The 15428-nt window shown below is 59.4% G+C and carries 14 protein-coding genes and 1 pseudogene; 4 read left to right on the top strand and 11 right to left on the bottom strand.

The features are described from left to right. The 3 genes and pseudogenes from ACFE0K_RS12865 to ffh all read right to left on the bottom strand — a co-directional run. Nucleotides 1-176 (bottom strand): annotated as a pseudogene (locus ACFE0K_RS12865) (ribosome maturation factor RimM); the annotation flags it as partial. After that, the gene (gene rpsP, locus ACFE0K_RS12870; RefSeq protein ID WP_035247836.1) at nt 176-424 is read right to left on the bottom strand and encodes a 30S ribosomal protein S16; all 249 of its coding nucleotides are present in this window, start codon (nt 422-424) and stop codon (nt 176-178) included. The pseudogene ACFE0K_RS12865 and the gene rpsP, both read right to left, overlap by 1 nt. Before the next feature lie 426 nt (nt 425-850). Further along, entirely contained in the window at nt 851-2269 is a 1419-nt protein-coding gene (ffh, locus tag ACFE0K_RS12875) for a signal recognition particle protein (protein WP_434536442.1), read from the bottom strand. Between the two features lie 207 nt (nt 2270-2476). On the opposite strand from ffh, the gene ACFE0K_RS12880 reads away from it, so the two are divergent. Beyond that, nucleotides 2477-3277 carry a cytochrome C assembly family protein gene (locus ACFE0K_RS12880; RefSeq protein WP_434536443.1) on the top strand — a complete coding sequence of 267 codons (801 nt, stop codon included), beginning with the start codon at nt 2477-2479 and terminating at the stop codon, nt 3275-3277. A 388-nt stretch (nt 3278-3665) separates the two neighbouring features. Then, nucleotides 3666-4928 carry an HlyC/CorC family transporter gene (locus ACFE0K_RS12885; RefSeq protein ID WP_434536444.1) on the top strand — a complete coding sequence of 421 codons (1263 nt, stop codon included), beginning with the start codon at nt 3666-3668 and terminating at the stop codon, nt 4926-4928. 130 nt (nt 4929-5058) lie between these two features. On the opposite strand, the gene rssA is transcribed toward ACFE0K_RS12885, so the two are convergent. The 4 genes from rssA to ACFE0K_RS12905 are packed head-to-tail and all read right to left on the bottom strand — an operon-like array spanning nt 5059 to nt 7315. Further along, nucleotides 5059-5985, bottom strand: a complete 927-nt coding sequence (gene rssA, locus ACFE0K_RS12890; protein ID WP_434536445.1) for a patatin-like phospholipase RssA — start codon at nt 5983-5985, stop codon at nt 5059-5061. Then, a complete protein-coding gene (locus ACFE0K_RS12895; RefSeq protein WP_297768516.1) occupies nt 5982-6188 on the bottom strand; it encodes a DUF1289 domain-containing protein in 207 nt (68 codons plus the stop codon). The genes rssA and ACFE0K_RS12895 overlap by 4 nt, the downstream gene beginning before the upstream one ends. After that, nucleotides 6185-6721, bottom strand: a complete 537-nt coding sequence (locus ACFE0K_RS12900; protein WP_434536446.1) for a gamma carbonic anhydrase family protein — start codon at nt 6719-6721, stop codon at nt 6185-6187. Before ACFE0K_RS12900 ends, ACFE0K_RS12895 begins: the two co-directional genes overlap by 4 nt. A gap of 18 nt (nt 6722-6739) precedes the next feature. Further along, nucleotides 6740-7315, bottom strand: a complete 576-nt coding sequence (locus ACFE0K_RS12905) for a CoA pyrophosphatase (RefSeq protein WP_434536447.1) — start codon at nt 7313-7315, stop codon at nt 6740-6742. 159 nt (nt 7316-7474) lie between these two features. On the opposite strand from ACFE0K_RS12905, the gene ACFE0K_RS12910 reads away from it, so the two are divergent. Further along, entirely contained in the window at nt 7475-8038 is a 564-nt protein-coding gene (locus ACFE0K_RS12910; protein ID WP_434536448.1) for an NUDIX hydrolase, read from the top strand. A gap of 156 nt (nt 8039-8194) precedes the next feature. Here ACFE0K_RS12910 and ACFE0K_RS12915 read toward each other — a convergent pair whose 3' ends face one another. The 4 genes from ACFE0K_RS12915 to purL all read right to left on the bottom strand — a co-directional run bounded on the left by ACFE0K_RS12915 (nt 8195) and on the right by purL (nt 14067). Further along, entirely contained in the window at nt 8195-8527 is a 333-nt protein-coding gene (locus tag ACFE0K_RS12915) for an NGG1p interacting factor NIF3 (RefSeq protein ID WP_434536449.1), read from the bottom strand. 84 nt (nt 8528-8611) lie between these two features. Further along, nucleotides 8612-9319, bottom strand: a complete 708-nt coding sequence (locus ACFE0K_RS12920; RefSeq protein WP_434536450.1) for a PaaI family thioesterase — start codon at nt 9317-9319, stop codon at nt 8612-8614. Between the two features lie 2 nt (nt 9320-9321). Next, nucleotides 9322-9987, bottom strand: a complete 666-nt coding sequence (locus ACFE0K_RS12925) for a PaaI family thioesterase (RefSeq protein WP_434536451.1) — start codon at nt 9985-9987, stop codon at nt 9322-9324. A 189-nt stretch (nt 9988-10176) separates the two neighbouring features. Further along, complete coding sequence (gene purL / locus ACFE0K_RS12930) at nt 10177-14067, bottom strand: phosphoribosylformylglycinamidine synthase (RefSeq protein WP_434536452.1); 3891 nt, start codon at nt 14065-14067, stop codon at nt 10177-10179. 375 nt (nt 14068-14442) lie between these two features. Between purL and ACFE0K_RS12935 the strand changes: the two genes are divergently transcribed. After that, the coding region (locus ACFE0K_RS12935; protein WP_434536453.1) for a transporter substrate-binding domain-containing protein at nt 14443-15428 on the top strand (986 nt) is incomplete at its 3' end.

The following is a 15428-nucleotide window of genomic DNA, read 5'->3' on the forward strand; positions in this document are numbered from 1 at the left end:
GTCAGTTTCACCGGCCTCCAGTGGCCACCCTGTTTCAGGTGCCAGGGCTGGTAGTGCTGGAGGTTGTCCATGGGGTCAGTATAGGAATACACCTTTACCCAGCCCTGGACGCCGTGCACCCCGAGGATGCGACCGACCACCGCCAGCTCAGAGGACACTTGCCCTCCCCCTGCCATCAGGCTTCCTTACGGGCCTGCTTAGCCAGGGTTTTGACACGGTCAGACAGCTGCGCGCCCTTGGCAACCCAGGCATCCAGGCTTTCCAGGTTCAGCTTGAGAGGGATTTCACCGCCGCGGGCGATGGGGTTGTAGAAACCCAGTTGCTCGATGAAACGGCCGTCACGGGCGTTACGGCTATCGGCAACAACAATGCTGTAGAACGGGCGCTTCTTGGAACCGCCACGGGCAAGACGAATAATTACCATGGTTCATTTACCTTTTATCAATCCGGTTTCCCGGCTTATCTCGTGATAAGCCATCGTATCCGCTTGAAAGCCAGCCCCCCGAAATTGGAAAAAACGAAGGGAAGGCCGCGAAGGGCGCGAATTATACAGAGAGAAGCCGCACGCAACAAGCACCACGCTCAGCCATCTCTCACGCAGCACCGGTAGGAGCACCTCTTGAGGTGCGAACCTCGCGCAGCGAGGACATTGCCCGCAGGGCAATCGGATTGCCGAACTCGACAGGTCTTCCAGGTAAACGGCTCCACGACCTTCAGGCCCGGTTCACACCTCGAGAGGTGCTCCTACAATCACATCGGGAGCCTACCCCCAAACGCAACGCGGGCAGAGAGGTGCTTTTCCCACCTGCCCTGCCCGCGTTGCAGCTTGTGGCTTGAAGCTTGAAGCTTTCTACATAGGCGGCATGCCGCCCGGGCCGCCCATGCCACCCATTCCGCCTGGGCCACCGCCGGGACCGCCGTTGCCGCCCATCATCCCTTCCATGCCTCGCATCATGTTCTTCATGCCACCCTTGGTGCGCATCTTCTTCATCATCTTGGCCATCATCTTCTGCTGCTTCATCAGACGATTCAGGGCCGGGATATCCAGGCCGGCACCCGCGGCGATACGTTTCTTGCGCGAGCCCTTGATGAGATCCGGGTTGCGCCGCTCTTTCGGGGTCATGGAGTCGATCAAGGCTTCCATGTGCTTCATCTGCTTCATGGACGCCGGGTCCTGAGCTGCCTGCATCATCCCACCCATGCCGGGCAGTTTGTCGAGCAGGCCGGCCATGCCGCCCATATTACGCATCTGCTGGAACTGGTCCTTGAGATCCTCGAAGTCCATCGCCTTGCCTTTCTTGAACTTCTTGGCAATTTTCTCGGCTTTGGTCTTGTCCAGCTTGCGTTCGGCTTCTTCCACCAGGGAGAGCACGTCGCCCATGCCGAGGATCCGGCTGGCGATACGATCCGGGTGGAAGGGTTCCAGGGCGTCGGTCTTCTCGCCCATACCGATAAACTTGATCGGCTTGCCGGTGAGGTGGCGAACCGACAGGGCAGCACCACCACGGGAATCACCGTCTGCCTTGGTGAGGATCACACCGGTTAGCGGCAGCGCTTCATTAAAAGCCTGGGCGGTATTAGCGGCATCCTGACCTGTCATGGCGTCGACCACGAACAGGGTTTCCACCGGGTTGATCGCCCCGTGCAGGCGCTTGATCTCGCCCATCATGTCTTCATCAATGTGCAGACGACCGGCGGTATCGACGATCAGCACATCCATGTAGCGGCGGCGCGCTTCTTCCAGGGCGCCATTGGCAATATCCACCGGGTCTTGGTCGCCGGTGGAGGGGAAGAAGTTGGTCTCCACTTCGCCCGCCAGGGTTTTCAGCTGCTCAATCGCCGCCGGGCGATAGACGTCGGCGGACACCACCATGACCTTCTTCTTCTCGCGCTCCTGCAGGAAACGGGCGAGCTTGGCCACGGAGGTGGTCTTACCGGCACCCTGCAAACCCGCCATCAGAATGATGGCCGGGGGCTTGGTAGCCAGATTGAGGCCGTCGTTGGCGTCGCCCATGGTATGGACCAGCTCGTCGTTGACGATCTTCACGAACGCCTGGCCGGGGTTCAGGCTCTTCAGGACTTCCTGGCCCAGGGCCTTTTCCTTCACCTGTTCGACAAACTCTTTCACTACCGGCAGGGCCACATCGGCCTCCAGCAGTGCCTTGCGCACTTCGCGCAGGGTGTCGCGGATATTGTCTTCGGTCAGGGCACCCTGACCTGCCAGGTTTTTAAGCGACGATCCCAACCGGTCGGTGAGATTCTCGAACATGGGGGTTACCTCCAAATACACCGTGTCTGCGGCCAGCTTCAGCCACCGCAGGGACAGGGGCGCGATTATAGCCTTCCTTGGCGGCCAACGTCATGGGGCAGACACCCACAGAAAATGAGAATGATTGTTGATAGTGAAGTTATGCCTATGCCAGACTTCAGCGGCCCGCCACTTTATTCGGGTAATGACGACGGATAACAACGACCTATGAACTTTTCCGTGATCAGCGGTTTTGCCGCCTTTGCCCTCTATCTGGTTGCCTGCCTGATCCTTTACCGGCAGTACCGCGGGCAACAACGCCCTTCGCGAGCTTCCGTGCTGATACCCGGCAGTCTGGCCGTGCTGGCACATGGCCTCTGCCTGTGGCAGATCATCCTGACCCCCCAGGGACTGCAGCTGGGCGTGTTCCCGGTGGCGTCCACGGTGGCATTCACCGGCGCTATCGTGGTGCTGCTCTCCAGCCTCTACCGCCCGTTCGAGTGGATTTCCGCATTGGTCTATCCCTTTGCGGCACTGACCATCCCCGCCATGCTGTGGGTCAATACCGGCTATATTGCCCATCCGCTGGCCCACGGCCTGGGCATGCATGTGTTGTTCTCGATCCTTGCCTACGCGGTACTGGCCATCGCCGCCTGCCAGGCAGTGCTACTGTGGGTACAGGACCGCCAGCTCAAAAGTGGCCATATTCGCGGTGTGATGCGGGTTTTTCCGCCCATCCAGGTAATGGAATCCATGCTGTTCGAAGCGATCTGGCTGGGTCAAATACTCCTCACCGTGGCGATCCTCAGCGGTTTCTTTTACGTGGACAACCTGTTCGCACAAAACCTGGCGCACAAGAGCATCCTGACGCTGATTTCCTGGGTGGTATTCTCGGTGCTGCTGACTGGCCGCTACTTACGCGGCTGGCGGGGGCGCACTGCCATTCGCTTTACCCTCAGTGGCTTTGCCGTGTTGCTGGTGGCCTTCTTCGGCAGTCAGTTGGTGCTGGAATTTATTCTCAAGCGGTAATCGCAGCGGCAAGCCGAAACGTGCAAGAGGCTGCGTAAAGGCCTGTAGGAGCGTCGCTCGCGGCGCGATTCGGGCGTTAATTGTAGCTACGCATTGCCTGATCAAGGAAACCTGTCCAGCTCTGATATTCCTGATCGCCCTGCGGGCGATTTCCGCGCAAGCGCGGTTCGCACCTCAAGAGGTTTATTCGCTTCGCTCACCCTACTGGCCGCACGGAACTACGTGCGTTACTCCGCTACGCTCCGTTCCTACAGCGGCTTCGTAGAAACGGCGTGGTTGGTGATATCCCCCACTTTTTTCTTCCTCAACAAGCGCAGCTCGTTGCTTGACACCCCCAACCCCCAGCCCGAACAATAGCGGGCCGACTGGCGGATAAACGACTTTTCCTTTGGATACCTATTCTGACGGGTGGCTGATAGGCGCCCTGATTGCCCTGATTCTTGGCTCTGCCTTCTTCTCCAGCAGTGAAACCGGCATGGTGGCGATCAACCGCTATCGTCTGCGTCATCTGGCCCGTCAGGGCCACAAGGCCGCCTCCCGGGTGGAAGGTCTGCTCAAGCGTACCGACCGGCTGCTGTCCGTCATCCTGATCGGCAACAATTTCGTTAACAATTTCGCTGCTACAGTGGCCGCCATTCTGGCGATCCGCTGGCTGGGCGACAGCGGCGCTGCCGTGGCACCGGTGGTCATCACCATCATCATGCTGGTGTTTGCCGAAATCACCCCGAAGACCTATGCGGCCATGAAACCGGAGCGGGTCGCGTTCCCGGCCAGTGTGCTGCTGAAACCCCTGCAGGTGCTGCTGGCGCCACTGGTGTGGATGGTCAACGGCGTCAGCATGATGTTGTTACGACTGGGCGGCATTCGCCCCAATGAGAATGACGATGATCATCTCAGCCCGGAAGAATTGCGTACTGTGGTGAATGAGGCTGGCGGCCTGATCCCGGAAAACCACCAGAAGATGTTGCTCAACATTCTCGACCTGGAAACGGTCACAGTGGAAGACATCATGGTGCCGCGCAACGAGATGGTGGGCATCGACCTTGAGGATGACATGCATGAAATCCTCACCACCCTACGCTCGAGCCAGCACACTCGCCTGCCGGTATTCAACGGCGACCCGAACAACATGATCGGCCTGCTGCACCTGCGAAAACTGAGCCGCTTACTGCTCAAGGAAGACATCAACAAGGCAGAGCTGATGCAGCACACGGTGGAGCCCTACTTTGTCCCCGAGGGCACCTCCTTGCACCAGCAGCTGATCAATTTCCAGAACGCCAAGCGCCGTATCGGCATCGTGGTAGACGAATACGGCGATGTGCTGGGGCTGGTGACTCTGGAAGACATTCTCGAAGAAATCGTCGGCGAATTCACCACCGACCTGGCCGCCAGCAGTCAGGACATTCATCCCCAGGATGACGACAGCTACGTGATCGACGGCTCCGCCACCCTGCGCGAAATCAACCGCAGCCTGGACTGGGAGCTCCCCACCGATGGCCCCAAGACCCTCAACGGCCTGATTCTGGAATATCTGCAGGACATCCCCGACGCCAACATCTCGATAAAAATCGACCAATACCAGATCGAGATCCTGCAGGTGAAGGACAATATGGTGAAGGCGGTGAAAGCCAGAAGGGCAGTGAATAGTTAACAGTTCGCGTTTAACGCTTTCGATTTTCAAACGTAAAAGGCCGCGTCCAAACCATGGGCGCGGCCTCTTACGTTACAGAACAATAACGCCTCACCCGCGCCACTGTTAACTATTCACTGTTAACTGCCTTTCAAACCCTATCCGCCAACGGCGACCCCACCCAGGCGCGAATATCGGCTTCATAGCGTTTGACCAATGCCCGCCCCTCTTCGATCGCTTCCTTGGCACGATGAAAATCCATCAGGGCGAAATCTTCCAGCAATGGCACCAGCGTGACCTCCGGCGGGTCGCCGGCCATGCGTGAGCGGGTGATGCGGTCCTGCATGATGTTGATGCTGGAGGCGACCACATCAAAAAAGCCTGGGTCGTCACCGTCTTCGGAGATGAAGTAACCCATCATCTTGTGCCAGATGCTGCGCTCTTCGTCACTGCCCTCCTCCCCCTGGGCCTGGCTGCGCGTGTCCCGGGACAGGTGGGCGCCGACCAGTTGGGCGTTGAGGTTAACGGCAATGACCACATCCGCCCCCATGGCGCGAGCGGCAGACACCGGTACCGGATTAACCAGGCCCCCGTCCAGCATCCAGCGACCCTGCATTTTCACCGGCGAAAACAGCCCCGGCAGTGCACAGGAGGCGCGGGCGGCATCCAGCATGGAGCCTTTGGTAATCCAGATTTCACGGCCACTTTTCATGTCCGTCGCCACGGTAACCAATTTCTTTTCCAGGGTTTCAATATCCGGGTTGTCATGATGCTCGCGGAAGAAATTGAACAACTTCTCCCCCTTCACCATGCCTCCGGACAAGCTGATATCCAGCAACCCAAACACATCCTTGACCGTCAGCGACTGCACCCAGTCGGCAAACTCGTTGAGGGTGCCTGTCACATAGGCCCCGCCCACCAGGGCACCGATGGAGGTACCCGCTACCACCTGGGGCTGCACACCGATTTCTTCCAGCCCCTGAATGACGCCAATGTGCGCCCAGCCGCGAGCAGAGCCACTGCCAAGAGCCAGACCAACCACGGGTTTGTGAGGGGTCTGATCACCGATATCGGTCATGATGGGTTTCTCTCCTTGCGGACCACACAGGGCGCCGGTTCGCCCTTCATGCGTTGTTCAATACGACGGAACACTTCCCGCTTTTCCTCATCGGAAAGCAGTCCCCAGATGGAAATCTCTCCGCCACTGCGGAAGCATCCCACGCAGATATCATTTTCATCCAGAGCGCAGATGGAAACGCAGGGGGATATCAACTGGCTCATGACTGAAACCGTTCGTCCACTTCCAGATGCTCATCGAATTCCTTGGCGTGGGCCACATAGTGCATGCTGCTCATGGTCAGCATGGCCTTGTGGCCATCGGTGATCTCCTTGACCACCTTGGCCGGGGAGCCCATTACCAGGGAATTATCGGGAATCTTCATGCCTTCCGGCACCAGGGAGTTGGCGCCGATAATGCAATTCTTGCCGATAACCGCCTTGTTCAGCACCACCGCGTTGATACCGATCAGGCTGTTATCGCCAATGGTGCACCCATGCAGCATGACCTTGTGGCCCACGGTCACATCACGGCCGATTTTCATGGGCACACCCGGGTCCACATGCAACACGGAGCCATCCTGAATATTGGTGTTCTCGCCAATCTCGATCACATCATTATCGGCGCGCAGTACCGCGTTAAACCAGATGCTGGTGTTGGCTTCCATGATCACCGAGCCGATCACGGTGGCGTTGTCAGCGATCCAGTGGCCGGCACCCCGCTGTTCCAGTTGCCGACTGCCAATTTTATAAATCATCAGTGCTTTCCTTCGTTGTCAGTCCGTCACTTCAAACTCAATGTTCGCATCATAAACGTGGTTGATCAGATCCAGAATCATGAAGGCAGTCAGCCCCCAGATGCGCTTGTCTTCGTAGTAATAACTGGGAATCCGGAAACGCCGGCCAAAAAAATCGATGGGGCTGGATAATTCCGGGACTTCATCCAGAAAAAACTGCAGCGGCACCTGGAAAATCGTCTCTATTTCACCGGGCTCTGCTACCAGCGGCGCCTCAGGCCGGACGATACCCACAAAAGGCGTAACCTTCATGCCATAGCGGGATGCCAGCGGCGACAGCTGGCCGAGCACGTCCACGTAGCTGGGGTCCAGGCCCACCTCTTCCTGGCTTTCTCGCAGGGCCGTCATCAGCAGGCTCTTGTCGCCTGGGTCCCGCTTACCCCCGGGAAACGCCACCTCACCGGCATGGGTAGGCATGGTACTGGAGCGCACGGTCAGGATCAGGCGCGGCTCCGGATCATCAATCAGCGGCATCAGCACCGCCGCCTCTGGCAGTGCCAGCGGCAGCTCCGTGCGTTTGTAATCCGGCAATCGCTGCCTGAGCTGATCGAGCACAGCCTTCTCCTGTCGTGCATTTAATTCAAACGGTAGTTTGAACAGCCGAGCCGTCGGCGGCAAGCCTGTGGTGACAGTAACATCACCACTGGGCAGATGGGGCCGCCGGGGATTCTCCTGTATCATCAGGTTTTTGCCGCGTCCGGAGCGAGAGGTTTCATGAAATTCTGCAGTCACTGCGGTAGCGACCAGATCGGTTTCAGCATTCCGGAAGGGGACAACCGGCCCCGCTACTGGTGCCCCGATTGCCAGACCATCCACTACCAGAACCCCAAGATCGTGGTCGGCGCCATCCCCCTGTGGGAAGGCAAGGTGCTGCTGTGCAAACGCTCCATCGAGCCGCGCAAGGGCTACTGGACCCTGCCCGCCGGCTATATGGAAAACGGCGAAACACTGCAGGAAGGCGCCGCCCGGGAAACCTGGGAAGAAGCGTGTGCCACGGTCGCCATCGGCGATCTGTATACCGTCTTCAACCTGCCCCATATCAACCAGGTCTACGTGTTCTTTCTCGGCAAACTGGAAGATGGAAAGTACGACGTGGGCGAGGAAAGCAGCGATGCGGGCCTGTTCGGCCTGGATGAAATCCCCTGGGATGAGCTGGCCTTCCCGGTGGTGGGGCGCACCCTCAAGTTCTATATCGACGATCTCAAGCGTGATCTGTACCCGGTACGCATTCAGGAAGTGCCACCGATCGGGAAGAAGCACCTGACCAAGGACGACTGACGGCCAGAGCCCGGTTTTGTTGTTTTTGTGGGAAGCGATGCTTGCATCGCGAAGATGTTGGCAGTGCCCCCTTATTCGCGATGCAAGCATCGCTTCCCACAAAAGGCATTGCCCTTTTCGTAGTCCGGCGCCGAGCATCCAGCATCAGACATTACTTCACCCCGGCAACGGTTCCAGGCGCCACAGATCAATGGCGGGCTCTTCGTAGGGATGCGCCAAGCGCAGGGAACTGACGACGCTCTGCACCTGCGAGGCTGGGCAAATCGTTTCTACCCGATACTCCTCCACCACTTCCAACTCTCCGCCGGTCTCGCCGATGTAGGGATTGCTGCCTTCCAGGGGACGGAACTGGCCCTGCCCCAGGGTCTGAAAGCAACAGGAATCATAATCGCCGATATGCCCGGCGCCAGCTTCGAAGATGGCGTTTTTTACCTGCTCCACATGGCTGGTGGGCACGTAAAAGCACAGTTTGTAATACAGCTCGTCCATTGCTGGCTCCTTGTTAGCGCGCTGCCAGAAGCGCGGGCACGGCCTGTTATTATTGCCAGAAGCCTCGCCCGCGCTTTGAAACTTTCAGCTTTCAACTTGTGACTCCGCCAGCCCGGCAAACTCCGGCTTCAAAGCGTAATCGCCGTAGGCAGAAATCCAGATGCCTTCGGCGGCGACGGTCTGTTGCCCGTTGACCCAGACGCTGCCCTCACAACGCAGTTTGCGCCGTTCCAGGCTGATCAGCCGGGCTTCAAACTCCACCGGTGTGTTAATCGGCGTACCGGCCAGATAGCGAATATTGAGAGTACCGGTCATGCCGATCTGACGCACGAAATCCTGAGTTTTCGCCATCAGCATATCCAGCGCCAGGGACAGGACACCACCGTGTACCCGCCCCGGCGGCCCCTGAAAGGCCAGACCGAAGGTGGCGCGGCCACGGACCCGATCCCCGTCCAGCCACAACTCCAGCGGTGGCGACATGGGAGAGGCCTTGCCGGAGAGGATCTCGAAATCCACCAGATCGGTCACATCATCGTCGGAGCCTTCCCCCGCCAGCAACCGCTGGAGGATGCCGTTGTAGTCCCGCTGGCCATACTGGGCCAGATCCGCACGCAGCTGGCGAATGTGTTCGATGTACTCGTGAAGCTTGTCCTCCGGGGCATCCAGACGCAGCACCTGCTCGGTCAGTCCAACCAGCTCCTGGCCGAGCTCCCGGTGCAGCAGAGCCCGAGGCGAAGGCGCCGGGGTTTCCGCCACCAGAATGTCACGGAAGTGATAACGTTGTTCGCTCATGGCTACCCCAGACTCTTTGGTGTCAGCCAGATACCTTCCGCGCTGACCGTCTGGGTGTCACCGTGCCAGATGCCACCTTCCACAAAAATCTTGCGCCCTTCCTGGCCGGTGATCCGGGCCCGGCAATGGATAGTGTCTTCGATAGGCGTGGCTGCCAGGTAGCGAATATTCAAGGTACCGGTGACTCCCAACCGGAAGGCCGCATGCAAGGCCCGGGACAGGGCCGCGTCCAGCAGCCAGGCGATCACGCCGCCGTGCACCCGCCCCGGGGGCCCCTGGTATTGCAGGCCCAGACGCAGCGCCCCTTCAATGCCGTTCTGGTCTTCCTGCAGCCATTCCACCTGGGGAGCAATGGGATTGGACGGTCCACCCACCGGGTCGTAATCCATCATATGGAAGATATCCTCGGCGGTAGCCGAGCCGGTGAACAGCTTGCGATTGGAAGCCCGGGTATCACGACGATCCGGTTCCCCCACCGTTGCCACCAGCACTTCCAGCTGATCGGCCCAGCCACTCAGAGTATCAATATCCCCCTCAGCCCGGATCAACCGCTCCGCCAGGGTCTGCATGGCAGCACTGATACGCCGACGCTCAACAAAATCCGCAGGCACAGGCTCGTTGTTGTAGGCCTTTTGCAACTCAAAAGGCCCGAAGGTTTTTTCAGACACAGAACACCTGCGAGTAGTGAATAGTTAACAGTGAATCTAAACAAGCGTTTGATTCTGAGGGTAGCGACTCGTCAGCTCAAGCTCATAAAAGGACATAAAAAAGGCGGAAACAGCCAAGCCATTTCCGCCTCTCTCTCTTCAGCTTTCGATCCCAGCTGTTAACTGTTCACTATTAACGGTTCACTGCTTTTACCCGACCCACTTGCGCGCATTGGCAAACATCCGCAGCCAGGGACCGTTTTCGTGGCCGCGCCAGTCGTCCGGGATCCAACTGTTTTGCAGTACGCGGAACACCCGCTCCGGGTGCGGCATCATGATGGTGACGCGACCGTCGCTGGTGGTGAAACCGGTCACCCCCTGGGGCGAGCCGTTGGGGTTCGCCGGGTACTGTTCCGCCGGGTTGCCCTGACCATTCACATAGCGCAGGGCCACCAGACGCTGCTCGATGTTGCGATTGAGGGCTTCATCGCCCAGCTCTACCCGGCCTTCGCCGTGGGCTACGGCGATGGGAATGCGGGTACCAGCCATGTCCTTGAGCAGGATGGACGGGGAATCCTGGATTTCCACCAGGGAGGTACGCGCCTCAAACTGCTCGGACAGGTTGCGCACGAAGCGCGGCCAGTGCTCGGCACCGGGAATCAGATCCTTCAGGTGGGACAGCATCTGACAGCCGTTACACACACCCAGCGCAAAGGTGTCTTCGCGGAAGAAGAAGCGATTGAAGGCTTCGCGCAGCTCCGGATTGTAGAGCACCGTCTTGGCCCAGCCACCGCCGGCGCCCAGCACATCCCCGTAGGAGAAACCGCCACAGGCCACCAGGCCCTTGAAGTCATCCAGTTGCACTCGCCCTGCCAACAGATCGCTCATGTGAACGTCGATGGCAGAGAAGCCCACACGGTCGAACGCCGCCGCCATTTCGGTCTGGCCGTTGACGCCCTGCTCGCGCAGGATCGCCATCTTCGGCTTGGCACCCGTGTTGATAGATGGAGGGTTGATATAGGGCGCCGCCGGGTTCTCGGTCATGTCGAAGGTCAGGCGTACATTCAGGCCCGGATTGTTGTTATCCGGGATGGCCTCGAATTCCTGGCGAGCACAATCCGGGTTATCACGCAGGGACTGGATCTGGTAGCTGGTTTCTGCCCAGATACGCTGCAGTTCCCGGCGCGGGGTTTCCAGCAGAATACCGCCACCCAGGCGCAGGCGAATCACATCGTCACCGTCCGGCTGGCCCAGGCTGTAAACACACTGGCTGAGGCCGGCTTTAGCGTAGCGGGTCAGGATTTCGTCCTTGTCAGCCGGGCTGATCTGCAACACGGCACCCAGTTCTTCGGCAAACAGCGCCGCCACCGCTTCCGGATTATCACCGGCAATATGATCCAGGCTGATATCCAGGCCGGTGCGACCGGCAAAGGCCATTTCCACCAGGGTGGTAAACAGGCCACCGTCGGAGCGGTCGTGGTAGGCCAGCAGCTTGCGCTCGGCCAGCAGTTGCTGGGTCACTTCGAAGAAAGCGATCAGATCCTTGGCGTCGTCCAGGTCCGGCGGCACATCGCCGACCTTACCGAACACCTGAGCCAGCGCAGAGCCCGCCAGGCGGTTCTGGCCACGGCCCAGGTCCACCAGCAGCAGTTCGCTGTCCACGCCGGTTTTCAGTTCCGGGGTGACGGTCAGGTCGATATCGGTGACCGTGGAAAACGCGGAAATAACCAGGGACAGGGGCGCGGTAACACTCTTGTCGATGCCCTTTTCGTTCCACACAGTACGCATGGACAGGGAATCCTTGCCCACCGGAATGGCGATACCCAGCTGCGGGCACAGCTCCATGCCCACGGTTTTCACAGTGTCGAACAGGGCCTGGTCCTCGCCCGGGTGGCCGGCAGCGGCCATCCAGTTGGCGGACAGACGAATCTGGCCCAGATCACCGATATGGGCGCTGGCAATATTGGTGATGGATTCAGCCACCGCCATGCGACCGGATGCTGCCGCGTCCACCAGGGCCACCGGGGTGCGCTCGCCCATGGCCATGGCTTCACCCGTGTTCTGGTTGAAACCGGTGGCGGTCACCGCACAATCGGCCACCGGTACCTGCCAGGGCCCAACCATCTGGTCACGATGAACCAGGCCGGTGATGGAACGGTCACCAATGGTGATCAGGAAACTTTTTGATGCCACTGTCGGCAGACGCAGCACCCGCTCGCCAGCCTCTTTCAGATCAATGCCGTCGGTGGTGAACGTCTGGCGCAGGAAATCTTCCCGGTCGAAGCTGCGCTGCATTTTCGGCGGCTTGCCGAACAGCAGGTCCATGGGCAGATCCACCGGCGCCTTGCCGAAGTGCTCGTCGCTGACCGTCAGATGTTCTTCACTGGTCGCTTCACCCAGCACCGCATAGGGAGTGCGCTCGCGCTGGCAGATGGCATCGAAGCGATCCACGTCTTCCGGCATCACCGCCAGGACATAACGCTCCTGGGCTTCGTTGCACCAGATCTCCACCGGGCTCATGCCGGGCTCGGAGCTGGGGATTTCGCGCAGCTCCAGTTTGGCCCCCATGTCGTGATCGTGGACCAGCTCCGGCAAGGCATTGGACAAGCCACCGGCGCCCACATCGTGGATGGAGACGATGGGATTGTTGTCGCCCTGGGCCCAACAGCGGTCAATGACTTCCTGCACCCGGCGCTCGATTTCCGGGTTGTCCCGCTGCACGGAGGCAAAATCCAGGGTCTCGTCGGACTCGCCGGAGGCCATGGAGCTTGCCGCCCCACCGCCCAGACCAATAAGCATGGCCGGACCACCCAACACGATGATCTTGGCACCGGCAGGGATCGGGTTCTTTTCCACATGGCCGTCACGGATATTGCCCAGGCCACCGGCAATCATGATCGGCTTGTGATAACCACGCAGCTCATCGCCATTCACACCCGGCGCCTGGATTTCCAGGGTGCGGAAGTAACCACACAGGTTAGGACGACCGAATTCGTTGTTGAACGCTGCGGCGCCAATGGGGCCTTCAATCATGATATCCAGTGCCGAGGCAATGCGACCGGGCTTGCCGTAGGGCTTTTCCCAAGGCTGTTCGAAGCCGGGGATATTCAGGTTGGATACGGAGAAACCGTTCAAGCCTGCCTTGGGCTTGGAGCCACGACCGGTGGCGCCCTCATCACGGATCTCGCCGCCGGAGCCAGTGGCCGCGCCCGGATGGGGAGCAATAGCGGTGGGATGGTTGTGGGTTTCCACCTTCATCAGCAGGTGCACCGGTTCGTTGACGAACTGGTACTCTTCGCTGCCTGCTACCGGGAAGAACCGGTCAGCCACCGGCCCGGCTACCACCGAGGAGTTGTCCTTGTAGGCACTCAACACGCCCTCGGGGGCATTGTTGTAGGTGTTGCGGATCATGCCGAACAGGCTCAGCTCCTGCTCTTCACCATCAATGGTCCAGTCCGCATTGAAAATCTTGTGGCGACAATGCTCGGAGTTCGCCTGGGCGAACATCATCAGCTCCGCGTCGGACGGGTTGCGGCCCAGGGCGGTAAAACGCTCCACCAGGTAATCGATCTCGTCATCGGCCAGAGCCAGGCCCAGCTCGCTGTTGGCCGTTTCCAGCGCTTCTCGACCACCGCCGATCACATCCACCGTGGTCAGCTCGCGGGGGGCGTGATGAGAGAACAGGGCTTCGGCATCTTCCAGCTCTGCCAGCACCACTTCCACCATGCGATCGTGCAGGGCTGACGCCAAAGCAGACCGCTCTCCGTCACCGGCCAGTCGGTATTCGATGCCCCGCTCCACCCGCTCCACCTGGGTCAGGCCCGCGTTGTGGCAGATATCCGTGGCCTTGGACGACCAGGGCGAAATGGTGCCCGGGCGCGGCACCACTACAAAGCGCTGCCCATCCACATCGTCCTCTTCCAGGCTGGGACCGTATTGCAACAGCCCTTCCAGCACCTGTTGCTGCTCATTGCTGAGTGGCGACTTGAGCGCCACAAAATGCACGTAGCGGGCAGAGATCGCGGAAATGCCCGTCAGGGACTCCAGCAGTTTTTCCTTACGAAATGCGGACAGGGCCGGGCTTCCGGAGAGGATCAGCATAGTGCGCCTTATATGATTACCAGTGGGGGTAGAGGTGGTGCTTTAAATTCAGGGTCGCAATGATACGGGATTTGCCCGCCGCTCGCAGCCTCCTGCGACGGCCAATTTCATCCTTGTCAGCCCTGTCCTACGCCATGGGGTAATCACCTACGCCACCTGTCTTATAAGCAATTTAATGCTCTCTTCCGGACTTGTCGCATTTGTGCATAAAACGCTCAATTGTTCGACAAAGCTTTACATAACAGCCATTTGCCACTGATAGAGTTGCGCCACTTTTACGTGATATAGATCACAGGCAGGGGATCAAACAATCCCTAACCGGTCGGCGGTAGCAGTATCGACCTGTCTGGACAACCTGACAGAGGTACACCAAGGATGACGGTTTTCTTTCGACACAGTAAGCATCTACTGGCCTCGCTGGCCCTGTTCAGCGTACTGGGCATGATGCTCGCCATGCGCCCCACTCCCACCGCCATGGAACGGGTAATGACCCGCGGTGAGCTGGTGGTCATGACCCGTCCATCCAATACCACCTATTATCAGGACCAGCACGGTTATACCGGCATGGAATACGAGCTGGCCAAGGGCTTTGCCGACAGCCTGGGCGTAGAGCTGCGCATGCTGGAATCCGATGATCCCTCCTATATCCGTTATGCCATTCGTAAAGGCACTGCCGATATGGCAGCGGCCGGCCTGGTGGCCACCGCAGAACGCAGCGAGAGCCTGCATTTCACCACCGACTATCAGAAAGTGGATTCCCTGGTGGTGCGCCGTCTGGACACCCCGCGCATCCGTGACATGGAAGACCTGACGGGCAAACGGGTAGCTGTGGCCGCCGGCTCCAGCCACGCGGAACTGCTGATAAAGGCGCAACTGGAAAATCCGGGCCTGGAATTCCAGGAAGTGGAAGACGCCAGCCCGGAACAGCTGCTGGCTCTGGTGGAAGACGGCCAGGTGGATTACACCCTGATCCATTCCAACACCTATTCCCTGCAGCGCGCCCTGTGGCCCGAACTGATTGCCGATTACACCGCCGCCACCGACATGTCGCTGGCCTGGGCGTTCAACCCCAAGGATGATCAGAGCCTGTACCTGGCGGCCCAGCGCTACCTGACCCAGGCCAAGGCCAACGGCACTACTGCAAAGCTGGAAGACCGTTTCTACGGCCATGTGGAGCAGTTCAATCTGTATGCAGCACGCAGCTTCATGCGCCACCTGGAAGACCGCCTGCCCCGCTATGAGGAACTGTTCCGCAAGGCGGAAGGCAACAGCGGCTTTGACTGGCGCCTGCTGTCTGCCCTGGCTTACCCGGATTCCCTGTGGGATCCGGGTGCCCTCTCCCCCACCGGGGAGACGGGCCT

The organism is Alcanivorax sp. (assembly GCF_051117345.1).
In the GTDB taxonomy this organism is placed as follows: Bacteria; Pseudomonadota; Gammaproteobacteria; order Pseudomonadales; family Alcanivoracaceae; genus Alcanivorax.